Source organism: Burkholderia sp. Bp9004 (assembly GCF_003858025.1).
GTDB lineage: Bacteria > Pseudomonadota > Gammaproteobacteria > Burkholderiales > Burkholderiaceae > Burkholderia > Burkholderia diffusa.
In genome coordinates, this window is sequence record NZ_QTQD01000002.1 from 351648 (window position 1) to 375750 (window position 24103).

The following is a 24103-nucleotide window of genomic DNA, read 5'->3' on the forward strand; positions in this document are numbered from 1 at the left end:
AGCCACGACGAACCGCATGACGAAGGATCCGAACGACACGCCGCCGCCCAACGATCCGGACTCGCCCGAGCGCGCGCCGGACGCGCCGCCGCGCCGCGTGCGTGGGGGCCGGATCGCCGCGTGGGCGCTCGTGACGGTCGTGCTGCTCGTCGTGCTGGCGGCCGGGCTCGTGCTGGCCGCGGCGACGACCGAGCGCGGCACGCGGCTCGCGTGGCAGACGGCCGTGCGCGTGCTGGGCGGCCGGCTGGCGGGCACGCTCGACGGCGGTTCGCTCGCAACCGGCGTGCGCGTGCGCGGCTTCGCGTGGACGAGCCCCGGCGGCGCCGGCACCGAAGTGCGGATCGACCGGCTCGACGGCCGCTGGGCGCTCACCCGCGCGCCGTGGCGGTTGTCCGTTGACTACCTTCGCGCGGGCACGATCGATGTACGGATCGCGCCGGGTCCGTCGACGCCGGCCGCGACGCCGCAGGACCTGAGCCTGCCGCTGCAGTTGCGGATCGACGACCTGCGCGTCGATCACCTGGCGATTCACGAAGGTGGGTCGACGACCCAGCTCGACCATCTCGCGTTGAACGGCCGCAGCGACGGCCGTCACCATGAACTCGCGCTCGACGGCGTCGACACACCGTACGGCGCGCTGACCGCCCGCGCGAAGCTCGACGGCGTGAAGCCGTTCGCGCTGACGGGCAACGCGACCTACGTGGGCAAGCTCGCGAACGAACCGGTCAACGCGAGCGCGAACGTATCGGGTTCGCTCGAAGCGCTCGTCGCCGACGTCGCCGCGAGCGGGATGAAGCTGAACGGGCGCGCGCACGTCGAGGCCGCGCCGTTCGGCGCGGTGCCGCTCACGCGTGCATCGCTCGCGTTCGATCACGTGAACCCGCAGGCGATCGCGCCGGGCGCGCCGGCCGCCGATCTCGCGGTGCGCGCGGAGCTGGCGCCCGTGACCGCGCCGGCCGGCGCCGCACCGGCGAAGGGTTTCGCGGTGACCGGCCCGGTGTCGATCGTCAACGCGAAGCCCGGCACGCTCGGCGAGCACCTGCTGCCCGTCGTCGACGCCCATGCGACCGTCAATCTCGACGCGCACGCGCAGCGGATCGACGGCCTCGCGCTGAAACTGATCCGCGACGGCAGCGTGACCGGCAACGGCACGCTGACGGGCGGCAAGGGCCGCTTCGACCTGAAGGTCGCGAACCTCGACCTCAATGCGTTCGTCGCCGAATTGCGGCCGATGCGCCTCGGCGGCCCGCTCGGCGTGACGCTCGCCGGCGACGTGACGACCGTCGACTTCAACCTGAACGATCCGAAGCTTGCGCTCGGCGCACGTGCGAAGGTCGCGCTGACGCGGCAGCAGACGGTGCTGACCGATGCGCGCGTGACGGCGGGCAAGGGCCGTATCGACCTGACCGGCGTGTTCCGTCACGACGCGCATTCGAGCTACGACGCGAAGGCGACGCTGACCGCGTTCGATCCGCTGCTGCTCGCCGCGATGCGCGCGCCGGGCGCGGGCGGCGGCAAGCCGGCCGCCAGAACGGCGAAGGCAGCAGCGAAGGCGCCGGCCAGGCGCGGCGAGACGCGCGTATCGGGCACGCTGACGGCCTCCGGCGCGTTCGAGCCACAGGTGTCGACGAAGGCGACCTTCAAGCTCGGCGACAGCCTCTACGACGGCGTGCCCCTGACCGGCGCCGGCGTCGTGCAGCTCGTCGGCGCGCGGATCCTGCCGAGCAACGCGAACCTGACGATCGCGGGCAACCACGTCGACCTGCGCGGCAGTTTCGGCGCGCCGGGCGACCGGCTGCGCTTCGTCGTCGACGCGCCCGAGCTCGACCGGCTCGGCTTCGGCGTGCAGGGCCTCGTGCAGGCGCAGGGCGAGCTGACCGGCAGCTTCGCGCATCCGAACGTGACGGCCACCTACAAGGCCCAGCACGTCGTGCTCGGTTCGAACCGGATCGGTGCCGCGCAGGGGCGCGCCGACATCCGCGACGGCGCGCACGGTGCGCTCGTATTCACGGCCGACGCGACCGACATCGCGCTCGGCTCGCTGCAATTGAAATCGCTACGCGCGAATCTCGACGGCACGCGCGCGAAGCATACGCTCGACGCGTCGGCGCTCGGGACGGCCGGCGGCCGCGTGATCGACTTGACGTTCGCGGCGAACGGCGGCGTGGTCGAGAATCGCGACGGGATGCGCTGGGACGGCACCGTCACGCGCCTCGCGAACCGCGGCACGCCGGCGGTGGCGCTGCAGTCGCCGCTCGCCGTGTCGGCCGGCGCCGGCCGCGTGACGCTCGGCGCGACGCGGCTCACGCTCGAAGGCGCCGCGATCGACCTGAAGTCGTTCGTGTTCGATCACGGCCAGATGCGCTCGGCGGGCACCGTGCGCGGCGCGTCGGTCGCGCGCTTCCTCGAGATCCGCCAGGAGCTGACGGGCCAGCGGTCGCCGGTGCGCACCGACGTCGTGCTCGATGCCGACTGGGATTTCTCGCTCGGCGCGAACGCGACGGGCTACGTGCAGGTGAAGCGGCGCGGCGGCGACGTGACGATCGAGACCGGGCGCGGCATCGCGTCGCTCGGGCTGACCGACCTGTCGGCGCGCGCGAGCTTTGCGCCGGGCAACCGGCTCAACGTGGTGGCGCTGGCGAAGGCGAACCGGGTCGGCACGCTCGACGCGAACGTCACCGTGCCGTTCGCGCTGCGCGACGGCGTGTTCGGCGTCGTCGACGACGGCCCGCTGGCGGGCCGCATCGACGCCGACATCCCGTCGCTGAAGGCGACCGGCAACCTGTTCGGGCCGAGCTACCTGCTCGGCGGGCGCGCGGCGCTGAAGCTGACGATCGCTGGCACGCCGGTGAAGCCGAACGTGTCGGGCATGCTGACGGGCGACGATCTGTCCGCGACGCTCGTCGACCAGGGCGTGCAGCTGAAGGACGGCATCGTGCGCGTGAAGCTCGCGGAGAACCTCGTCGAATTCCAGCAGGTCGAGTTCCATGGCGGCGACGGCACGCTGCGCGCGATCGGCCGTGTGCGTCTCGACGGCGAGGCGCCGGACCTGACCGCGAGCATCGTCGCCGACAAACTCGAACTGTTCGCGGCGCCGGACCGCAAGCTGTCGCTGTCCGGCAAGGCGACCGTCGCGAACGACGGGCCGCGCGGCGCGCTGTCGATCGACGGCAAGTTCGTCGTCGACCGTGCGCTGTTCGACCTGCCGGAAGACGCGGCGCCGCACTTGTCCGACGATGTCGTCGTGGTGCGACCGGACGGGACCGTGCGCGGCGAGACGCCGACCGGCACGGCGGTCGCGAAGCCGCAGAAGGTCGAGGACAAGCCGGCGCCGTCGCTCGCGCCGCGCGCGAACATCGACATCGGCCTCGGCAACAACTTCCGCTTCAAGGGACACGGCGCGGATCTCGGGCTGCGCGGCACGATCACCGTGATGAGCGCGCCTGGCGTGCCACTGCGCGCGATCGGCAACGTGCGCGTGACCGAAGGGTCGACGTATACGTCGTTCGGCCGCAAGCTCGCGGTCGAGAACGGCTTCTTCACGTTCAACGGCCCCGTGTCGAATCCGGGCGTGAACATCCTCGCGATGCGGCGCAACCAGGAGGTCGAGGCCGGGGTGCAGGTCACCGGCACGATCCAGGCTTTGACGGTCAAGCTGGTGTCGGAACCCAACGTCACCGACAACGAAAAGCTGTCGTGGCTGCTGTTCGGGCACGGCACCGACCAGGGCAACAACGTCGGCCAGCAGGGCACGATGACGGCGGCGCTCGCGCTGCTCGGCAGCGTGACCGGCAAGCGCGTCGCGCAGACCTTCGGCCTCGACGAATTCTCGATCGGCCGCAGCGACGTCGGTCTGACCGATCCGCAGGTCATCCAGGTCTCGAAGGCGATCAACGAGCGTTTCGTGCTCGGCTTCGAGCAGGGCCTGCAGTCGGCGAGCAACGCGTTCAAGGCGACGATCAACCTGACGCGCTTCTGGTCCGTGTCTGCATACGGCGGCACGTTCCAGGGCGTCGACCTGAACTACACGCGGCGCTTCGATCGCTGGTTCAGCCGGCGGTGACGGCACGCGCTTCGACGCGCATCGGAATCGTCGTCGCGACTCGCACCGTCGTCGCGCATGAAAAAAGCCCCGCACGCATCGTGCGGGGCTTTCGTGCGCAACGGGCGGCGCGTGCTGCTTACTTCACGCGCATGCCGGGCTTCGCGCCGCTGTGCGGCTCGAGGATGTAGAGGCCCGGCTCGGCCTTCTCGTCGGCGGCCGACGCGGCGAGCACCATCCCTTCGGACAGCCCGAACTTCATCTTGCGCGGCGCGAGGTTCGCGACCATCACCGTCAGCTTGCCGACGAGCTGCTCGGGCTGGTACGCGGACTTGATGCCCGAGAACACGTTGCGGGTCTTTTCCTCGCCGATGTCGAGCGTGAGCTGCAGCAGCTTGTCCGAGCCTTCAACGGCCTGGCACGCGACGATCTTCGCGATGCGCAGGTCGACCTTCGCGAAATCGTCGATCGAGATCGGACCGTCGTCGGCGCCGTTCGCGGCGGCGGCCTTCGCGTTCGCCTTGGCGTTCTTGCCTTCCTTCGCGGCGTTGGCCGCGCTTGCGGCAGCCGCGCCGGTGGCCTCGGCCTGCAGCGAATCGCGGTTCGCGGCGAGCAGCGCGTCGATCTGCTTCGGATCGACGCGCGTCATCAGGTGCTGGTACGCCTTGATCGGCTGCGCGGACGACAGCGGTTTCGCGGCATCGGCCCACGTGAGCGGCGCGATCCCGAAGAAGGTCTCGACGGCTTCGGCCACGCGCGGCATCACCGGCTTCAGCGCGAGCGACAGCAGGCGGAATGCCTCGAGGCTCACGCTGCAGGTTTCGTGCAGCGCGACCGCGTTGGCCGGATCCTTCGCGAGTTCCCACGGCTTCGCGCCGTCGACGTATGCGTTCACTTCGTCAGCGAGTTCCATCGTCTGGCGCAGCGCGCGGCTGTATTCGCGCGCTTCGTAGTGCGCGGCGATCGCGGGAATCGCATCGCGCAGCTTCGCGACGAGCGGATGGTTCATCGCGCTGTCCTGCACGCGGCCGTCGAAGCGCTTGAGCAGGAAGCCGGCCGCGCGGCTCGCGATGTTCACGTACTTGCCGACGAGATCGCTGTTCACGCGCGCCTGGAAATCATCGAGGTTCAGGTCGATGTCTTCCATCGTCGCGTTCAGCTTCGCGGCGAAGTAGTAGCGCAGCCATTCCGGGTTCAGGCCGGTGTCGATGTAGCTCTGCGCGGTGATGAACGTGCCGCGCGACTTCGACATCTTCGCGCCGTCGACCGTCAGGAAGCCGTGCGCGAACACGTTGGTCGGCGTGCGATGGCCCGAGAACTCGAGCATCGCCGGCCAGAACAGCGTGTGGAAATACAGGATGTCCTTGCCGATGAAGTGGTACTGCTCGGCGGTCGAGCCCGACCGGATCCACGCGTCGAAGTCGATACCCTTGCGGTCGCACAGGTTCTTGAAGCTCGCGTAATAACCGACCGGCGCGTCCAGCCACACGTAGAAGTACTTGCCGGGTGCACCCGGGATCTCGAAGCCGAAGTACGGCGCGTCGCGCGAGATGTCCCAGTCGGCGAGGCGGGCTTCGCCGGCGTCGCCGAGCCATTCGCGCATCTTGTTGGTGGCTTCGGGCTGAGCGAGGCCGCTGACCCATTCGCGCAGGAACGACTCGCAGCGCGGGTCCGACAGGCGGAAGAAATAGTGCGTCGACGTCTTGCGCACCGGCGTCGCACCGGACACGACCGAATACGGATTCAGCAGTTCGGTCGGCAGATAGGTCGAACCGCACACTTCGCAGTTGTCGCCGTACTGGTCCTTCGCGTGGCACTTCGGGCATTCGCCCTTGATGAAGCGGTCCGGCAGGAACATTTCCTTGACCGGGTCGTACGCCTGCTCGATCTCGCGCTCGGCGATCAGGTCGTTTTCCTTCAGCGCGAGGTAGATCTTCTCGCTCAGCACGCGGTTCTCGTCCGAGTCGGTCGAGTAGAAGTTGTCGAACGACACGCCGAAGCTGTCGAAATCGCGCTTGTGCTCGGTCCACACGCGGTCGATCAACTGCTTCGGCGTCAGGCCTTCCTTCTCCGCGCGCAGCATGACCGGCGTGCCGTGCGTGTCGTCGGCGCCGATGTAGTAGACCTCGTGGCCGTGCATTCGAAGCGTCCGCACCCAGATGTCGGTCTGGATGTACTCGACCAGGTGGCCGATGTGGATCTGGCCATTGGCATAGGGCAGTGCGGACGTAACGAGGATCTGGCGGCTGCCTTGCGGCGCCGCAGCCTGCACGGAAGTGAGGTCGGATGCGGACATAGGGTCTGTAGAAGAACGGCGGAAACGACGGAAACTGCGATTCTAGCAGGGGCGCGGGCAGGTCAGCCGGCGCGGGCGCCATGGCGCGGACGCAGGACGGGGCGGGGCCGCCGTGGCGGCTTGCCCGGTGGCGCAATGCTGCGGCGCAGCATACGAATTCCGGGCAAAAAAAACCGGGGCGGATTCGGCCCCGGAGCAACAACGACAAGAGGAGAATGGTGACGCGCCGGCTGCGCCAGCCGCGTACCGTAAAGACAGACCGCGGGCCGCGACAGAAGTTCGAAATTTTTTTCGATTCGTTACGGATCCCGCTGGAAGCCTTGAGCGGCGGGGGCGCGCGCCCCCGTTTCCTCCTCTCGCGGCGATGCTTACTGCTGTGCTGCGCGCAGGTAGATCTCGACGCGGCGGTTTTGCGCACGGCCGGCTTCGGTCGCGTTGTCCGCGATCGGGTTCGACGGGCCCATGCCTTGTGCCGACAGGCGGCCGCCGGCGACGCCGCGCTGCACCAGTGCGTTCACGACGCTCTGTGCGCGGTTCTGCGACAGCGTCTGGTTCAGCTGTGCCGAGCCCGTGCTGTCCGTGTAGCCGACGATCGATGCCGTCACTTGCGGGTTCTGGTTCAGCGTCGTGGCCAGGTCGTTCAGCAGCGGCGTGAAGGCCGGCGTGATCGCGTACTGGTTCGTCGCGAACGTCACCGAGCTCGGCACGTTCAGCTTCAGCGAGCCGTCCGGCTGCTCGGTCACCTGCGTGCCCGTCTTGGCTGCCGACGGCGCGAGCTTGTTCTTGATCGCTTGCCAGTTGTAACCCGTCACGCCGCCGACCAGTGCGCCGACGCCCGCGCCGATCGCCGCGCCCTTGCCGCCACCGGCCAGCGCGCCGATGCCCGCGCCCAGCGCCGCACCCGTGCCGGTGCCGACGGCCGTATTGCTGCCTTGCTGCGTGGCGCAGCCTGCCAGCAGCGCGCCGGCGAGTGCGAAGACGGACAGGCGAGTCGCGATTTTCATGTTCATCTTGGATTCCTCTCTTGGTTGAACGAGTCGACAACGACGACAAACAACAGTTACGGCTCCCTGCACGGCCGCCCGAAAAAGGAAGGGCAGGCCCGTGCCGCGGCAGCCGCCGAGGCGGCCGCATGCCCTGTTCGTCAGCGGGGCTGTTCCGGACAGGGCGACGCATCAGCCTCTACAATATAGGCGGTTAGTGGCCGATTTGGCCCCATAGCATGCCGCACGCGAAGATTGCTCCGACGCGCGCGTTCGCGCAATGGCGTGCAACAGATTCTTTCACTTTTCCCGATTTTCGCAGCGTTATTTGATATTTCTTGACGTTTGCGCGCGAGAAAAACGTTTTCACGGAGTTTCAATGAGCATTGACCGGGCACAAGTCGACGCCGCACTGGCGGCTGTCGTCGACCCCAATACCGGCCGTCCGTACGCGGCGAACAAGGGCGTGCGCAACGTCGCGATCGACGGCGAGGCCGTGGCGGTGGACGTGGTGCTCGGCTATCCCGCGCGTAGCCAGCACGACGAGGTGCGCGCGCGCATTGCCGATGCGCTGAAGGCCGTGCCGGGCGTGCACGACGCGCGCGTCGCCGTGTCGCAGGAGATCGTCGCGCACACGGTGCAGCGTGGCGTGAAGCTGCTGCCGAACGTGAAGAACATCGTCGCGGTCGCATCGGGCAAGGGCGGCGTCGGCAAGAGCACGACGGCCGTGAACCTCGCGCTCGCGCTCGCCGCGGAAGGCGCGTCGGTCGGCATTCTCGACGCCGACATCTACGGTCCGTCGCTGCCGACGATGCTCGGGATTCACGGCCAGCGCCCCGAGTCGCCGGACAACCAGTCGATGAATCCGCTGGTCGGCCATGGGCTGCAGGCGAACTCGATCGGCTTCCTGATCGAGGAAGACAACCCGATGGTGTGGCGCGGTCCGATGGCGACGTCGGCGCTCGAGCAGCTGCTGCGGCAGACCAACTGGCGCGAGCTCGACTACCTGATCGTCGACATGCCGCCGGGCACGGGCGACATCCAGCTCACGCTCGCGCAGCGCGTGCCGGTGACGGGCGCCGTGATCGTGACGACGCCGCAGGACATCGCGCTGCTCGACGCGAAGAAGGGCCTGAAGATGTTCGAGAAGGTCGGGATTCCGATCCTCGGTATCGTCGAGAACATGAGCATCCACGTCTGCTCGAACTGCGGCCACGAAGAGCACATCTTCGGCGCGGGCGGTGCCGAGCGGATGGCCCGGGATTACGGTGTGAACGTGCTCGGCAGCCTGCCGCTCGACATCGCGATCCGCGAGCGCGCCGACAGCGGCACGCCGACGGTCGTGGCCGAACCGGACGGCGCGCTGGCGCGGCGCTACCGCGATATCGCGCGCGGGGTCGCGCTGGCGATCGCCGAGCGCGCGCGCGATATGACGTCGAAGTTCCCGTCGATCGTTGTTCAAAATACGTAAAACCCTTGCGGGGCGGGGCCTCACGCTGTTTACGGCGCCGCGAGGCGCGGTATCATGGCGACTTTTCCCGGGTCCCTTTACCCGCCCGGCATGGCCGCCGTGTCGAACGGCCGCCAGCCGGCATGAGGATCGAATGAACCAACGACATCACGGCGTGCACGCCGGCCGCGCGCGGCGCGCGCTGCTGGCCGCCGCCGCGCTGGGCCTGCTGGCCGGCTGTACCTCTTTTTCCTCGTCGCACGAAAAGCGCGCCGACGCGCAACTGCAGCCGACCGTCGGCTCGCAGGCACGCGGTGCGGTGACGTTCGTCGAACGCCCGGACGGCGTCCAGGTCACGTACAACCTGGCCGGCCTGCCGCCGAACAGCGATCACGCGCTGCAGGTGCACGAGCGCGGCGACTGCAACGCGGGCGACGGCTCGAGCGCCGGCCAGGTGTTCGCGCCGGCAGCCGACCGGCTGCGCGCGGGTGCGCGCGTCGCCGGCGATCTCGGCAACATCCATGCGGATGCGAACGGCGTGGCGGCGGGTTTCATCGTCGCGCCCGATCTGGCCCTCGACGGTGTGCGCTCCGCGCTGAATCGCGCGGCGCTGGTGCACCGCGACCCGAGCGACCCGGCGTTTCCGCAGCACGGCGCGGGGCCGGCGCTCGCGTGTGGCGTGATCCGATGACGGACGCCGCATGCGCCGGCCGATGATCGCGTAAAATGTGCGCCTTTCCCGGCCGCGGCCTCGCGGGTCCGGCCCTCACCGACTGTCACGCAGCGTTTCCAGGCGCCCTGTTATGAGCATCAAGTCCGACAAGTGGATTCGGCGCATGGCCGAAGAACACAAGATGATCGAGCCGTTCGTGCCCGATCAGGTTCGCGCGTCCGAGGACGGTCGCAGGATCGTCAGCTACGGCACGTCGAGCTACGGCTACGACATTCGCTGCGCGGACGAATTCAAGATCTTCACGAACATCAATTCGACGATCGTCGATCCGAAGAACTTCGACGAGGGTTCGTTTGTCGATTTCAAGGGCGACGTGTGCATCATCCCGCCGAATTCGTTCGCGCTGGCCCGCACCGTCGAATATTTCCGCATCCCGCGCACCGTGCTCACCGTCTGCCTCGGCAAGTCGACGTACGCGCGCTGCGGGATCATCGTCAACGTGACGCCGTTCGAACCCGAGTGGGAAGGCTACGTCACGCTGGAATTCTCGAATACCACGCCGCTGCCCGCGAAGATCTACGCGAACGAAGGTGTCGCGCAGGTGCTGTTCTTCGAAAGCGACGAAGTGTGCGACGTGTCGTACGCCGATCGCGGCGGCAAGTATCAGGGTCAGCGCGGTGTCACGCTGCCGAAAACCTGATCTGGTTGCATAACGTCTCACCAGTTTCCGGGTGACCGCTGCGCGTGACGCGCCGCGGTCGTTCTTTTTGGAGAATCGCCCATGAAGTTTCGTTTCCCCGTCGTCATCATCGACGAAGATTTCCGCTCCGAGAACATCTCGGGCTCCGGCATCCGGGCGTTGGCCGAAGCGATCGAGAAGGAGGGCGTCGAAGTCCTCGGCCTCACGAGCTACGGCGATCTGACGTCGTTCGCGCAGCAATCGAGCCGCGCGTCGTGCTTCATCCTGTCGATCGACGACGACGAACTCATGCTCGGCGAAACGGGCCCGGACGGCGAGCTGCCCGAGCTCGCGACCGCGATCATCGAGCTGCGCGCGTTCGTCACCGAAGTGCGCCGCCGCAACGCGGACATCCCGATCTTCCTGTACGGCGAAACGCGCACGTCGCGCCACTTGCCGAACGACATCCTGCGCGAACTGCATGGCTTCATCCACATGTTCGAGGACACGCCGGAGTTCGTCGCGCGCCACATCATCCGCGAGGCGAAGGTCTATCTCGACTCGCTCGCGCCGCCGTTCTTCAAGGAGCTGGTGAAGTATGCGGACGAAGGCTCGTACTCGTGGCACTGCCCGGGCCACTCGGGTGGCGTCGCGTTCCTGAAGAACCCGCTCGGCCAGATGTTCCACCAGTTCTTCGGCGAGAACATGCTGCGCGCCGACGTCTGCAACGCGGTCGACGAACTCGGCCAGCTGCTCGATCACACGGGCCCGGTCGCGGCGTCCGAGCGCAACGCGGCGCGCATCTTCAGCGCGGACCACCTGTTCTTCGTGACCAACGGCACGTCGACGTCGAACAAGATCGTCTGGCATGCGACGGTCGCGCCCGGCGACATCGTGCTGGTCGACCGCAACTGCCACAAGTCGATCCTGCACGCGATCACGATGACGGGCGCGATTCCGGTGTTCCTCACGCCGACGCGCAATCACTTCGGCATCATCGGGCCGATCCCGCGCGACGAATTCAAGCCGGAGAACATCCGCAAGAAGATCGAGGCGAACCCGTTCGCGCGCGAGGCGCTGCGCGAGAACCCGGACATGAAGCCGCGGATCCTGACGATCACGCAGAGCACGTACGACGGCGTTGTCTACAACGTCGAGATGATCAAGGACCTGCTCGGCGACCTGCTCGACACGCTGCACTTCGACGAAGCGTGGCTGCCGCACGCGACGTTCCACGACTTCTACCGCGACATGCACGCGATCGGCGACGGCCGTCCGCGCACGGGCGCGCTCGTGTTCGCGACGCACTCGACGCACAAGCTGCTCGCGGGCATCTCGCAGGCGTCGCAGATCGTCGTGCAGGATTCGGAGAACCGCACGTTCGACAAGCACCGCTTCAACGAGGCGTACCTGATGCACACGTCGACGAGCCCGCAGTACGCGATCATCGCGTCGTGCGACGTCGCGGCCGCGATGATGGAACCGCCGGGCGGCACCGCGCTCGTCGAGGAATCGATCGCCGAGGCGATCGACTTCCGCCGCGCGATGCGCAAGGTCGACGCCGAATATGGCGACGACTGGTTCTTCAGCGTGTGGGGGCCGGACAACCTGTCGGCAGAAGGCATCGGCTCGCGCGAGGACTGGATGCTGAAGCCGAACGACCACTGGCACGGCTTCGGCCCGCTGGCGGAAGGCTTCAACATGCTCGACCCGATCAAGGCGACGATCATCACGCCGGGGCTCGATGTCGACGGCGAGTTCGGCGAGACGGGCATTCCGGCCGCGATCGTCACGAAGTATCTGGCCGAGCACGGGATCATCGTCGAGAAGACCGGCCTGTACTCGTTCTTCATCATGTTCACGATCGGCATCACGAAGGGCCGCTGGAACTCGATGGTGACCGAGCTGCAGCAGTTCAAGGACGACTACGACAACAACCAGCCGCTGTGGCGCGTGCTGCCGGAATTCGTCGCGCAGCATCCGCGCTACGAGCGTGTCGGCCTGCGCGACCTGTGCACGCAGATCCACGACGTGTACCGCGCGAACGACATCGCGCGCCTGACGACGGAAATGTACCTGTCGGACATGGAGCCGGCGATGAAGCCGTCGGACGCGTTCGCGAAGCTCGCGCACCGCAAGATCGACCGCGTGCCGCTCGACGAGCTCGAAGGCCGCGTGACGAGCATCCTGCTCACGCCGTACCCGCCGGGCATCCCGCTGCTGATTCCGGGCGAGCGCTTCAACAAGACGATCGTGAACTACCTGCGGTTCGCGCGCGACTTCAACGAGCGCTTCCCGGGCTTCCACACCGACATCCACGGCCTCGTCGCGGAAGAGGTGAACGGCCGCGTCGAGTACTTCGTCGATTGCGTGCGCGACTGATGGCGACGCAGGGACGAATCCGGACGATGCGTGCGGCGTTGGCCGCGCTCGTCGTCTGGGCGGCAGGGGCGGCCGGGCTGGCGGGCGTGGGTGTCGCACACGCGGAAGTCGCGGCGGCCGATCCGATCGACGTCGCGATGCGGCAGTGTCTCGCGCGGCGCGACCGGTCGTCGACGGCCGGCCAGATCCAGTGCATGGGCGAAGCGCAGCAGCAGTGGCAGGCGGTGATGGACGGCGCGTACCAGCGCCTGTCGAACAATGCGCCGGCCAACGTGAAGCGCGGCTGGCAGGACAGCCAGCGCCACTGGGTCACGTGGCGCAAGGATGAAGTTCATCTGCTGAAAGCCGTGTACGACACGACGCGCGGCACCGCGTACGCGATGTCGAGCGCCGACATGCAGTTGCAGCCCGTGCGCGATCGCGCATTGGCGCTGCGCGCGGCGGCCGACCGCTATGCGCTGCCGCCTGCCGCCGTGCCGGTGGCGGCCACGAGCGGTGCGCAAGGCGACCCCCAGGGCGGTGCGGGCACGGCGCCGGGCACAGCCGCGCCAGCCGGCGGCAAGCCGGCGAACGCGCCGCGCGATTCGGCGATAAGCCGCGTGCGGCCGTGTGTGCAGGATGCCGCGTGCGAGCACGCGCTGTTCGATTTGAACCGCTATTACCAGAAGCTGCGTCGCAAGATGCCCGCGCATTCGGCCGCGACACTCGTGCGCGCGCAGCGCGCGTGGGTCGCGTTCAGCGATGCGACGGCGCCGCTCGTCGGCGAGGACGGACGCGTCGATCTGATCGGCGCGCGCATCGCGACGATGAAGCGGCTGTCGGAGACGGCCGGCAACAACTGACGATCGCCGCGACGCCGGTCATTCGGCGCGGCAACGGAAAACGGGCACCCGAGGGTGCCCGTCTGCATATGGCGTGCCGCGAGCGGCGCCTACCCGCGCTGCTGCGTGTCCAGGCGGCCGAACCACGACGGCACGAACGCGACCGCATCGTCGAGCGACTCGAGCACGTGCAGGCTCAGCGCGACGATCTCGGGCGTCGGTGCCTTCAGGTCGGGCACGGTGACGACCGATGCGCCCGCGCCGGCGGCCGATTGCGCGCCGAAGTCGCTGTCCTCGAACGCGACGCACGCGTGCGCCGGCACGCCGAGGCGTTCGGCCGCGAGCCGGTACACTGCCGGGTCGGGTTTGCCGCGCGCGACTTCGTCGCCGCCCGCGATCGCGTGGAAGAACGGCAGCACGCCGACCGCGTCGAGCCGCGCACGGATCACGTCGCGCGCGGACGACGATGCAACCGCGCACGGAATGCCGGCCTGCGCGAGCGTCTCGAGCAGCGTCAGTGCGCCGGACTTCAGCGGAAATTTCGGGTGAGGTTCGGGCGCGGCGAGCCGTTCGCGCACGAGGGTGCGCACGGCGTCGAACGTGTCGGTGTCGCCGATCAGCCGCGCGAGAATGACCTGGCCCTCGGCGAACGAGCGGCCGACGATCTGCAGGTAGTCGATCTCGGTCAGCACGACGCCGTGCGCGGTCGACACGTCGATCCACGTGTTCATGATGGTCCGCTCGGAATCGACGAGCAGGCCGTCCATGTCGAAGAGCGCGGCGGAGAAGGTCATCGGCGGTATCCGGGAAGCGGGAAGGGCGTCGGGCGGCACGACGGCCGCCCGAGTGAAAGACGGACGCCGAAGGCGCCCGTCCGGGCCGGCAGGCTTACTTGTCGAGCGCGGCGCGAGCGGCCTTGACCGCCGCACGCACTTGATCGGGCGCGGTGCCGCCCGGATGGTTGCGGCTCGCGACCGAACCTTCGAGCGTCAGGTAGCCGAACACGTCGTCGCCGATCAGGTGCGCGACGTTCGGCAGTTCCTGCTTCATTTCGTCGAGCGAGAGGTCGGCGAGGTCGATTCCGCGATCGTCGCAGATCTTCACCGCGTGCGCGACGGCTTCGTGCGCGTCGCGGAACGGCAGCCCGCGCTTCACGAGATAGTCGGCGAGGTCGGTGGCGGTCGAGAAGCCCTGCAGCGCGGCCGCGCGCATCGCGTCCGGCTTCACCGTGATGCCGGCGACCATCTCGGCGAAGATCCGCAGCGTGTCGGCGACCGTGTCGACCGTGTCGAACAGCGGTTCCTTGTCTTCCTGGTTGTCCTTGTTGTACGCAAGCGGCTGGCCCTTCATCAGCGTGAGGAGCGCCATCAAGTGGCCGTTCACGCGGCCCGTCTTGCCGCGTGCGAGCTCGGGCACGTCCGGGTTCTTCTTCTGCGGCATGATCGAGCTGCCGGTGCAGAAGCGGTCGGCGATGTCGATGAAGCCGACGCGCGGGCTCATCCACAGCACGAGCTCTTCGGAGAAGCGCGACACGTGCGTCATCACGAGCGCGGATGCCGCCGTGAATTCGATCGCGAAGTCGCGATCCGACACCGCGTCGAGCGAGTTCGCGCAGATGCCGTCGAAGCCGAGCGTCTTCGCCACGGCATGACGGTCGATCGGGTAGCTGGTGCCGGCGAGCGCGGCCGCGCCGAGCGGCAGGCGGTTCACGCGGGTGCGGCAGTCGCGCATGCGCTCGGCGTCGCGCGTGAACATCTCGACGTACGCGAGCAGGTGATGGCCGAACGTGACCGGCTGCGCGACCTGCAGGTGCGTGAAGCCCGGCATGATCGTGTCCGCATTCTTTTCAGCGAGGTCGATCAGCGCGCCGCGCAGGTCGTTCAGGAGGCCGCCGATGCGGTCGATCTCGCCGCGCAGCCACAGACGGATGTCGGTCGCGACCTGATCGTTGCGCGAGCGGCCCGTGTGCAGGCGCTTGCCGGCGTCACCGATCAGCGCGGTCAGGCGCGCCTCGATGTTCAGGTGGACGTCCTCGAGATCCAGCTGCCATTCGAATTCGCCGCGTTCGATCTCGCCCTTGATCTGCGTCATCCCGCGTTCGATCGCGGCGAGGTCGTCGGCGCTGATGATCTTCTGCGCCGCGAGCATGCTCGCGTGCGCGAGCGAGCCGGCGATGTCGACGAGCGCGAGGCGCTTGTCGAAAAACACCGACGACGTGTAGCGCTTGACCAGCTCCGACATCGGTTCCGAGAAGCGGGCCGACCAGGCCTCGCCCTTTTTGTGCAGTTGGGACGTCATGGCGATTCTTCGAAGGGGAGTTGGGCGGCGTGCGCCGCCGAGGGAATCCCGCAATTCTAGCATTCGCGGGGCTGGCGGCCGGCGCGCGCGTCGGCCGCGAACGGGCGCGGATTACCGGGGGCCGTAGGTCAGCGGTCCGATCCGCGGCAGCGTGCCGTCGTCCGGGCGCCGGTACGCGAATTCGACGGCGCAGTCGCGGCCGCCGCCCGAGATTTCGAGGTGATTGTTCTGGACGAGGCCGTCGACGAAGGTCAGGCCGTCGTAGCCGACGATCGTGCGCTGGCCGCTTTCGACGTGGCGAACGTCGAGGCCGGGCGGCAGCGGCGTGCCGTCCGTCGCGCGCAGCGTCTGCGCATCGATCACCGCGACGATCAGCTTCTAAGCCGCTTCAATCGCGCACGAGCACGACCAGCTTCAGGTCTTCGCGGTGTGCGGGCTTCAGCGTGATCTGCTGGTACACGAGCCGGCCGTCGACCGGATGGTCGAACTCGCGCAGGCCGCCTTCGCGCTCGAACACGTCCTGCGACGCCCAATACTGCGCGAACGCATCGCTGCCGGCCATCAGCGCGTCGATCAGCGCGCGGGTCGGCGCATCGGCGAGGTGGCGGATCGAGTCGGCGCGGAATTCGGCCGCGAGCCGGCGCGCGCGGGTTTCCCAGTCGACGATCAACGTGCGTGCGGCCGGCGCCATGAACGTGAAGCGCAGCAGGTTGCGGTCGTGCTCGCCGTCGAGCCAGCCCGTGAACAGCGCGGCGGCCGGCGCGTTCCATGCGAGCGCGTTCCATTGCCGGTCGAGCACATATGCAGGCGTGGCGATCGCGGCGACGGTCGCCGCGAGCGTGGGCGGCAGGTCGCCAGCCGCGACGTCGGGCTCGGCCGGATCGCGCTGCGCGGCCAGTTCGAACAGGTATGCGCGTTCGGCCTTCGACAGTTGCAGCGCGACGGCGATCCGCGCGAGCGCATCGGCCGACGCCGACACCGGGCGGCCCTGCTCGATCCACGTGTACCAGGTCGGGCTGACGCCGCACAGCTGCGCGACTTCCTCGCGCCGCAGCCCCGGCGTGCGGCGGCGCGGGCCGGGCGGCAGGCCGACGGCCTGAGGCGACAGCCGTTCGCGGTGCGCGCGGATGAATTCGCCGAGGGCGCGGGCGGGCGTGGCGTCGAGCGGCGGGGTGGGGGCGGAGGACGGCTGGTTCATGCGGAAACGGCTGAAACGACAAAAAGGGGCGCGCGACGCGCGGCGTAGATCGGGCCGGAAATCAGGCAGGTGTAACAAATACCAGAATAACTGCTTAACTTGTACTGGTACAAGCGCGGCCCTATTGTAGCGATTCGCGCGCTGGCAGGCAGCGGGCGTCCCACCCAACGAAGGAGCGAACGATGAAACACCACGACCAGGTCGCCGACGCATTCGGCACGACGGCCGCCGCCTACCTGACGAGCACGGTCCACGCGACGGGCGCCGATCTGCAGGCACTGGCAGACGCCGTGCGCGCGACGCCCGACGCCGCGGTGCTCGATCTCGGTTGCGGTGCGGGCCATGCGAGCTTTGCGGTCGCGCCGCACGTGCGCGACGTGGTCGCCTACGATCTCGCGGCGCCGATGCTCGCGACCGTCGCCGCCGCCGCGCGCGAGCGCGGGCTCGCGAACGTCCGCACGCAGCAGGGGCCGGCCGAACGGCTGCCGTTCGAAGCCGGCACTTTCGACTGGGTAATCAGCCGGATGAGCGCGCACCACTGGCACGACGTACGCGCGGCGCTTGCCGAGGTGCGTCGCGTGCTGAAGCCGGGCGGCCGCGTGCTGATGATCGATATCGCGGGCAACGATCATCCGCTGCTCGACACGTATCTGCAGGCCGCCGAAGTGCTGCGCGACGCGTCGCACGTGCGCGACTACCGTGCCGACGAATGGCTCGCGATGTTTCGCGGCGCCGGGTTCGACGCACACGTGCAGAGCCGCTGGCGCCTGCCGATCGATTTCGACACATGGGTCGAGCGCATCCGCACGCCGGCCGACAGCGTCGCGGGCATCCGCGCGCTGTGGGCGCATGCGCCAGACGAGGTGCGCGGCTACTACGCAGTGCAGCCGGACGGGTCGTTCGAGCACGATGCGCTGCTGATCGACGCGCAATGAGCGTATGGGGCGACACGGCAGCCTCCGCCGTCGTGCCGTTCCATGCGAAAAAGCCGCGATACGCGTGGTTGCGTATCGCGGCTTTCGTTTTGCGGCGCGCGTTTTGCAACGCCGGCGCGGCGCGGAGCAGGCCCGCGCCGCGCACGGATCAGCCCGTATTGCGCAGGCCGGCCGCGATCCCGTTGATGGTCAGGTGAATCCCGCGGCGCAGCCGCGCGTTCGTGTCGCCCGCGCGGTGACGCTTGATCAGCTCGACCTGCAGGTGGTTCAGCGGATCGAGATACGGGAAGCGGTTCTTGATCGAGCGCGCGAGCAGCGGGTTGGTCGCGAGGCGGCCAGCGTGCCCGGTGATTTCCGCGAGCGCCTGCGACGTGCGCTCCCATTCCGCGACGATCCGCTCGAACACGTGCTTGCGCAGCTTGCGGTCGGCGACCAGCTGCGCATAGCGCGACGCGACCGCGAGATCGGTCTTCGCAAGCACCATGTCCATGTTCGACAGCAGGTTCGCGAAGAACGGCCAGGTCTTGTTCATCTTCTTGAGCAGCGTCAGGCGCTTGGTGCGTTCGGCCGCGTCCGGCGCGCCGTCGAGATACGCGCTCACCGCGCTGCCGAAGCCGTACCAGCCCGTCAGCAGCAGTCGGCACTGGCCCCACGAGAAGCCCCACGGAATCGCACGCAGGTCTTCGATCCTGCGATTCTTCGGATCCTGCAGCTTGCGCGAGGCCGGGCGGCTGCCGATGTTCAGCTCGGCGATCTCGGTGATCGGCGTCGACGAGAAGAAGTAGTCGGTGAAGCCGGGCGTTTCATAGACGAGCGCACGATACGACGCCATCGCGGCGTCGGACAGCGTCTGCATCGCGGCTTCGAACGCGGGCAGCTGCGCGGGCGCGTTCGATTGCGGCAGCAGCGACGCCTCGAGCGTCGCGGCGACCACGGTCTCCAGATTGCGCCGGCCGATCTCGGGGTTCGCGAACTTGCTCGCGATCACCTCGCCCTGTTCCGTCAGGCGGATCTGGCCGTTCACGGTGCCCGGCGGCTGCGACAGGATCGCCTGGTAGGTCGGGCCGCCTCCGCGGCCGACCGTGCCGCCGCGGCCGTGGAACAGCCGCAGCGTGATCTTGCGTTCGCGGAACAGGTCGACGAGCGCGAGCTCCGCACGATACAGCTCCCAGTTCGATGTCAGGAAGCCGCCGTCCTTGTTGCTGTCCGAGTAGCCGAGCATCACTTCCTGCTCGGCACCCTGGTGCGCGATCAGCGCGTCGATGCCCGGCAGTGCGAAGTATTCGCGCATGATGCGCGCAGCGTCGCGCAGGTCCGGGATCGTCTCGAACAGCGGAATCACCATCAGGCCGTTGCGCGCGCTGTCGTGAGCGGCGCCGAATGCGCCTTCGAGCAGCCCGGTTTCCTTCTGCAGCAGCAGGACTTCGACGAGGTCGCTGACCGTCTCGGTGTGCGAAATGATGTAGTTGCGTACCGCACGCGGGCCGAACTGCGCACGCACCTCGCGTGCCTTCTCGAACACGCCCAGCTCGCTTTGCGCGAGCGCCGAGTATTCGATGTACGGCGAGCGCAGCGGGCGCGGATCGGCCAGCGCGGCAAGCAGCGCGATCAGCTTGTCGTCCTCGGAGAGCGACGCGTAATCCGCATGCACGCCGGCACGCGCGAACAGCTCGGCGACCACGGCTTCGTGGATGTCGGAGCTCTGGCGCAGGTCGATGCTCGCGAGATGGAATCCGAACACTTCGGCCGCGCGCACGAGCGGTGCGAGGCGCGGCGCGGCGAGCGACGTGCCGTGGTGTTCGTCGAGCGAGGCGGTCAGCACCTTGAGGTCGGCGACGAAGGCTTCGGAATCGGCGTAGGGCACCGCGCGCACCGGCGGCGCGCCGCGGCCGGCGCTGCGCACCGGCACCGTGCCTTCGCCCAGTCGTACGCGCGCGCTTGCGGCGAGCCGTGTGTAGATGCCGATCAGCGCACGGCGATACGGTTCGTCGACACGGTGCGGCGACTGGTCGGGCGACGCGGCCGCGAGCGCTTTCACGGCGTCGTTCGCGCCGACCAGCAGGTTCGACACCGACAGCTCGGCGCCGAGCTTGTGCACCTGTTCCAGATAGTGTTCGAGAATCACCGCGGACTGGCGGTTGATCGCTTCTTCGAGCGTCGGGGCGGTCACGTTCGGGTTGCCATCGCGGTCACCGCCGATCCAGCTGCCCATCTGGAAGAATGCGGGCACGCGCGCGGACAGGCCGTGCTCGGCGAGCGCGGCCTCGATGTCGCCATACAGCGCGGGCAGTTCGTCAAGGAACGTCGCGCGGTAGTACGACAGCGCGTTCTCGATCTCGTCGCCGACCGTCAGGCGCGCGTCGCGCAGCATGCGGGTCTGCCACAGCGCAGTCACGCGTGCGCGCAGCATCGATTCGTTGTACGAGCGTTCGCGCGCCGTCAGCGGCTGGTCGCGCTCGGCGAGCAGGCGCGCGATGTCGTGCTGCGCGTCGAGGATGCTCTTGCGCTGCACTTCGGTCGGATGCGCGGTCAGCACCGGCACGATCAGCGCATCGTCGAAGAAGCGCTGCAGCAGGCGCTTCGACGCGTTGCCGGTCGTCTTCAGCTGCTCGAGCGCGTACGCGACGGTGCCGGGCTGTGCCGCGGATCCGGCCAGCGCGTGGATGCGGCGGCGGCGGTTGTGGTGGCGGTCTTCCGCGATGTTCGCGAGATGCGAGAAATAACTGAACGCGCGCACGACGCTCACCGTCTGCTCCGGCGTCAGCTTGCGCAGCTTCTTTTCCAGCGTTTGTGCCGCCTCGCTGTCGTCCTCGCGGCGAAACTTCACCGCCGTCTGGCGAATGGTCTCGACGACGTCGAACACGGTGTCGCCTTCCTGTTCGCGCACGACGTCGCCGAGCAGGCGGCCGAGGTAGCGGATGTCCTCGAACAGCGGACCGTCCTTGTCCTCGCGCGTGCGGGCGCCGGGCTTCGCCGTGCCGGCCTTGCGGGCAGCCGGGCCGGCGGCCGTGGTCGCGCGTTTTGTCTGACGTATCGGGTCTTTCGGTTTCGTTGCCGGTTTCGCACGGCCGTTCGCGGCGGTGGCGATGGAGCCCGTCTGGGCGTCGGAGGAGGGCAAGGCAGCATTGCGGCGCGCCGTACGCGCCGATCCGGAAGACTTCACGATGGGTTTCCTTGGGAAAGCTCGAGTCAAAAAGGGACTGCGGGGACAACGGAAACTACGGGAACTGCGGTCAAGCAACCAGCTACGTGCGGCACATCCGCGCATCGGTGTCGCCGCCGGCGCCGAAGCGCGGCGGGCGCAGGCGCCGGGCCCGGGCGGGCCGGGGCGTGCGTGCTACCATTGTTCGATCTTCAATCCCGTCCTTCGATTGTTCCTGCAATGAATTCCGAGATCTCTTCGGCACAATCCCCCGTGACGCTGACGATTGCCTCGCGCGAGAGCCGCCTGGCGATGTGGCAAGCCGAACATGTGCGTGATGCGCTGCGCAAATTATATCCAGCTTGTGACGTGAAAATCCTCGGGATGACGACCCGTGGCGATCAGATTCTCGATCGTACGCTGTCGAAGGTCGGCGGCAAGGGCCTGTTCGTGAAGGAGCTGGAGAATGCGCTCGCCGACGGTCGCGCCGACCTGGCCGTGCATTCGCTGAAGGATGTGCCGATGGCGCTTCCCGACGGCTTCGCGCTCGCCGCGATCATGGAGCGCGAGGATCCGCGCGACGCGTTCGTGTCGAACGACTACGCGTCGCTCGACGCGCTGCCTGCCGGCGCGGTCGTCGGCACGTCGAGCCTGCGCCGAGAGGCGATGCTGCGTGCGCGTTATCCGCACCTGAACGTGCTGCCGCTACGCGGCAACCTCGACACGCGCCTGTCGAAGCTCGATCGCGGCGACTATGCGGCGATCATTCTCGCGGCCGCGGGCCTGAAGCGCCTTGGCCTCGAAGCGCGAATCCGCGCGCTTATCGGCGTCGAGGACAGCCCGCCGGCCGCCGGCCAGGGCGCGCTCGGCATCGAAATTGCCGCGCGTCGCACGGACGTGGCCGGATGGCTCGCGCCGCTGCACGACCCGCGGACCGCGCTCGCGGTCGAGGCCGAGCGGATGGTGTCGCGCGCGCTCGGCGGCAGCTGCGAGGTGCCGCTCGCCGCCCACGCGGTGTGGCGCGCGGGCGAGTTGTACCTGACGGGCCGCGTGTCGACGACCGACGGACAGCGCGTGCTGACCGCCGAGGAGTGCGGTGCCGTCATGACCGTCGCCGATGCGGTCGCGCTCGGCCGCGCGGTGTCCGACGAGCTCGAGGCGCAAGGCGCGCGCGACATCGTCAACGCACTGCTCGCCGGCTCGCAGGCCGGCAAGGGCGACGCCTGATGGCGGGCGGCGCGCGCGGGTTCACCGCCGTCCTGACGCGCCCGGACGGCCAGTCGGCCGCGCTTGCGGCCCAACTGGCCGAGGCCGGTTGCGACGTGCTCGAATTCCCGCTGATCGACATCGCGCCGGTCGACGATCCGGTGCCGCTCGACGCCGCGTTCGCGGCGCTTGGGCGTTACGCGCTCGTGATCTTCGTGTCGCCGAACGCGATCGACCGCGCGCTCGCGCAGTACGGGGCGATCTGGCCGAATGCGCTGCCGGTCGGTGTCGTCGGCCCCGGCAGCGTCGCGGCGCTCGCGCGCCACGGCATCGCGGCGCCCGCGCATCGCGTGATCGCGCCGCAGGCGCTCGCCGATGACGGCGTCCCGCATTACGATTCGGAACACCTGTTCGCGAGCATCGAGGCCGCGTTCGGCGGCGCGCAAGCGCTCGCCGGCCAGCACGTGCTGATCGTGCGCGGCGACGGCGGTCGCGAATGGCTCGCCGAGCGGCTGCGCGAAGCCGGCGCGGAGGTCACGCTGGTCGCCGCGTACCGGCGCGTCGTGCCCGAGCCGCGCATCGGCGCGTGGGAGCGCGTGCATGCGCTGCTCGCCGGCGCGCCGCACGCGTGGCTCGTCACGAGCTCGGAGGGCGTGCGCAACCTGCACGAACTCGCGCGCACGCATCTGAATGACGCCGAGATCGAGGCGCTGAAGCATGCGCCGCTCGTGACGCCGCACCCGCGCATCGAGCAGACCGCGCGCGCACTGGGTTTTGATAGGATTACGCTGACCGGCGCGGGCGATGAGCGCATCGTCCGCGCGTTTCGAACGATGGCCGACGAGGCCGTCCAACCGGCGACAGCCGCACCGGTGACTAAACGCATGACAGATACCAACGATTCCAAAGGCGTCGCTTCCCAGCCGGCCGCTGCATCCGCACCGCCGTCCAGTCCTCCTTATCTCGCGTCCGAGCCGCATGCGCGCCGCGGTGGCAGCGCGGCGCTGTGGTTCGTCGTCGTCGTGCTCGGCTGCGCGGCGGGTGTGGGCGGCTATGCGCTGAACCGCAAGGTCGACCGGCTCGACGATTCGTTCGTCGCGCGCCAGAAGGCGCTCGATGCGCAGACGGCCGAGACCCGTACGAAGACGGAGCAGGCGCTCGCGAGCACGCATCAGGTCGACACGCAGCTCGCGCAGCTCGACGGCAAGCTCGCCGACGCGCAGAGCGCGCAGCAGGCGCTGCAGCAGCAATACCAGGACCTGTCGCGCAACCGCGACGCCTGGATGCTCGAGGAAGTCGACCAGATGCTGTCGAGCGCGAGCCAGCAACTGCAGCTGACGGGGAACACGCAACTCGCGCTGATCGCGCTGCAGAATGCCGATGCGCGCCTCGCGACGTCCCAGAGCGCGCAGGCCGTCACGGTGCGCAAGGCGCTCGCGCAGGACATCGAGAAGCTGAAAGCCGCACCGTCGGCCGACCTCACGGGCCTCGCGATCAAGCTCGACGACGCGATCGCGAAGATCGACGCGCTGCCGCTGTCGGGCGAGGCGATCGTCCCGCACGCGGCGCCGAAGGCCGTGCCGGCCGATACCGCGTCGTCGGCTGCTGCCGTGGCCGGCGAGCCGCGCTGGAAGGTGTGGTGGCATGACTTCTCGGCGGGGCTCGGCCAGCAGCTGAAGGGCCTCGTGCAGGTGCGCCGGATCGACAACGCCGACGCGATGCTCGCATCGCCCGACCAGGGCTACTTCGTACGCGAGAACGTGAAGCTGCGCCTGCTCACCGCGCGGCTGTCGCTGCTCGCGCGCAATGACGGCGCGATGAAGGCCGACCTGCATGCGGCGCAGGCCTCGCTCGGCAAGTATTTCGACCAGGCATCGAGGGACACGCAAACCGTCGAGGATCTGCTCAAGCAGGTCGACGGCGCATCGCTGACGGTTGCCGTGCCGAACCTGAACACGAGCCTGAACGCCGTTCAGCAGTTCAAGAGTCGGGGGTAAC

15 protein-coding genes and 1 pseudogene are annotated in these 24103 nt (G+C 68.6%); 9 read left to right on the top strand and 7 right to left on the bottom strand.

Annotated elements, in window-relative coordinates:
- Nucleotides 1-16: 16 nt before the first annotated feature.
- Complete coding sequence (locus tag DIE08_RS03885; protein ID WP_124901049.1) at nucleotides 17-4063, top strand: translocation/assembly module TamB domain-containing protein; 4047 nt, start codon at nucleotides 17-19, stop codon at nucleotides 4061-4063.
- Between the two features lie 118 nt (nucleotides 4064-4181).
- Here DIE08_RS03885 and metG read toward each other — a convergent pair whose 3' ends face one another.
- Nucleotides 4182-6338 carry a methionine--tRNA ligase gene (gene metG, locus DIE08_RS03890; RefSeq protein WP_124901050.1) on the bottom strand — a complete coding sequence of 719 codons (2157 nt, stop codon included), beginning with the start codon at nucleotides 6336-6338 and terminating at the stop codon, nucleotides 4182-4184.
- A gap of 368 nt (nucleotides 6339-6706) precedes the next feature.
- On the bottom strand, nucleotides 6707-7348 hold the full coding sequence (locus tag DIE08_RS03900) for an OmpA family protein (RefSeq protein ID WP_059603759.1): 642 nt from the start codon (nucleotides 7346-7348) through the stop codon (nucleotides 6707-6709).
- 352 nt (nucleotides 7349-7700) lie between these two features.
- Between DIE08_RS03900 and apbC the strand changes: the two genes are divergently transcribed.
- The 5 genes from apbC to DIE08_RS03925 all read left to right on the top strand — a co-directional run bounded on the left by apbC (nucleotide 7701) and on the right by DIE08_RS03925 (nucleotide 13347).
- Nucleotides 7701-8792: an iron-sulfur cluster carrier protein ApbC gene (gene apbC, locus DIE08_RS03905; protein WP_124901051.1), complete on the top strand. Its 1092-nt coding sequence runs from the start codon at nucleotides 7701-7703 to the stop codon at nucleotides 8790-8792.
- Between the two features lie 133 nt (nucleotides 8793-8925).
- Nucleotides 8926-9462, top strand: a complete 537-nt coding sequence (gene sodC / locus DIE08_RS03910; protein ID WP_124621629.1) for a superoxide dismutase [Cu-Zn] — start codon at nucleotides 8926-8928, stop codon at nucleotides 9460-9462.
- Nucleotides 9463-9574: 112 nt separating this feature from the next.
- The gene (dcd, locus tag DIE08_RS03915; protein WP_006398615.1) at nucleotides 9575-10144 is read left to right on the top strand and encodes a dCTP deaminase; all 570 of its coding nucleotides are present in this window, start codon (nucleotides 9575-9577) and stop codon (nucleotides 10142-10144) included.
- 81 nt (nucleotides 10145-10225) lie between these two features.
- Nucleotides 10226-12505, top strand: a complete 2280-nt coding sequence (locus tag DIE08_RS03920) for an arginine/lysine/ornithine decarboxylase (RefSeq protein ID WP_059603751.1) — start codon at nucleotides 10226-10228, stop codon at nucleotides 12503-12505.
- Nucleotides 12505-13347 carry a lysozyme inhibitor LprI family protein gene (locus DIE08_RS03925; protein WP_124621631.1) on the top strand — a complete coding sequence of 281 codons (843 nt, stop codon included), beginning with the start codon at nucleotides 12505-12507 and terminating at the stop codon, nucleotides 13345-13347. The genes DIE08_RS03920 and DIE08_RS03925 overlap by 1 nt, the downstream gene beginning before the upstream one ends.
- 89 nt (nucleotides 13348-13436) lie before the next feature.
- On the opposite strand, the gene DIE08_RS03930 is transcribed toward DIE08_RS03925, so the two are convergent.
- From DIE08_RS03930 to DIE08_RS03945, 4 genes and pseudogenes are all read right to left on the bottom strand, one after another.
- Entirely contained in the window at nucleotides 13437-14120 is a 684-nt protein-coding gene (locus tag DIE08_RS03930) for an HAD family phosphatase (protein WP_124901052.1), read from the bottom strand.
- A gap of 94 nt (nucleotides 14121-14214) precedes the next feature.
- The gene (gene argH, locus DIE08_RS03935) at nucleotides 14215-15624 is read right to left on the bottom strand and encodes an argininosuccinate lyase (protein ID WP_124621635.1); all 1410 of its coding nucleotides are present in this window, start codon (nucleotides 15622-15624) and stop codon (nucleotides 14215-14217) included.
- 111 nt (nucleotides 15625-15735) lie between these two features.
- A pseudogene (locus DIE08_RS03940) lies at nucleotides 15736-15969 on the bottom strand (FimD/PapC C-terminal domain-containing protein); the annotation flags it as partial.
- 43 nt (nucleotides 15970-16012) lie between these two features.
- The gene (locus DIE08_RS03945) at nucleotides 16013-16822 is read right to left on the bottom strand and encodes a helix-turn-helix transcriptional regulator (RefSeq protein WP_124901053.1); all 810 of its coding nucleotides are present in this window, start codon (nucleotides 16820-16822) and stop codon (nucleotides 16013-16015) included.
- A gap of 182 nt (nucleotides 16823-17004) precedes the next feature.
- Between DIE08_RS03945 and DIE08_RS03955 the strand changes: the two genes are divergently transcribed.
- Nucleotides 17005-17757 carry a class I SAM-dependent methyltransferase gene (locus DIE08_RS03955; RefSeq protein WP_124901054.1) on the top strand — a complete coding sequence of 251 codons (753 nt, stop codon included), beginning with the start codon at nucleotides 17005-17007 and terminating at the stop codon, nucleotides 17755-17757.
- Nucleotides 17758-17905: 148 nt separating this feature from the next.
- Here the strand turns inward: DIE08_RS03955 and ppc are convergent, their stop codons facing one another.
- Nucleotides 17906-20920 (bottom strand): phosphoenolpyruvate carboxylase, encoded by a 3015-nt coding sequence (gene ppc / locus DIE08_RS03960; RefSeq protein ID WP_124901055.1) that lies wholly within the window; start codon nucleotides 20918-20920, stop codon nucleotides 17906-17908.
- Between the two features lie 219 nt (nucleotides 20921-21139).
- On the opposite strand from ppc, the gene hemC reads away from it, so the two are divergent.
- Nucleotides 21140-22126, top strand: a complete 987-nt coding sequence (gene hemC, locus DIE08_RS03965; RefSeq protein WP_059680466.1) for a hydroxymethylbilane synthase — start codon at nucleotides 21140-21142, stop codon at nucleotides 22124-22126.
- On the top strand, nucleotides 22126-24102 hold the full coding sequence (gene hemDX / locus DIE08_RS03970) for a fused uroporphyrinogen-III synthase HemD/membrane protein HemX (protein ID WP_124901056.1): 1977 nt from the start codon (nucleotides 22126-22128) through the stop codon (nucleotides 24100-24102). The genes hemC and hemDX overlap by 1 nt, the downstream gene beginning before the upstream one ends.
- Nucleotide 24103 lies beyond the last annotated feature (1 nt).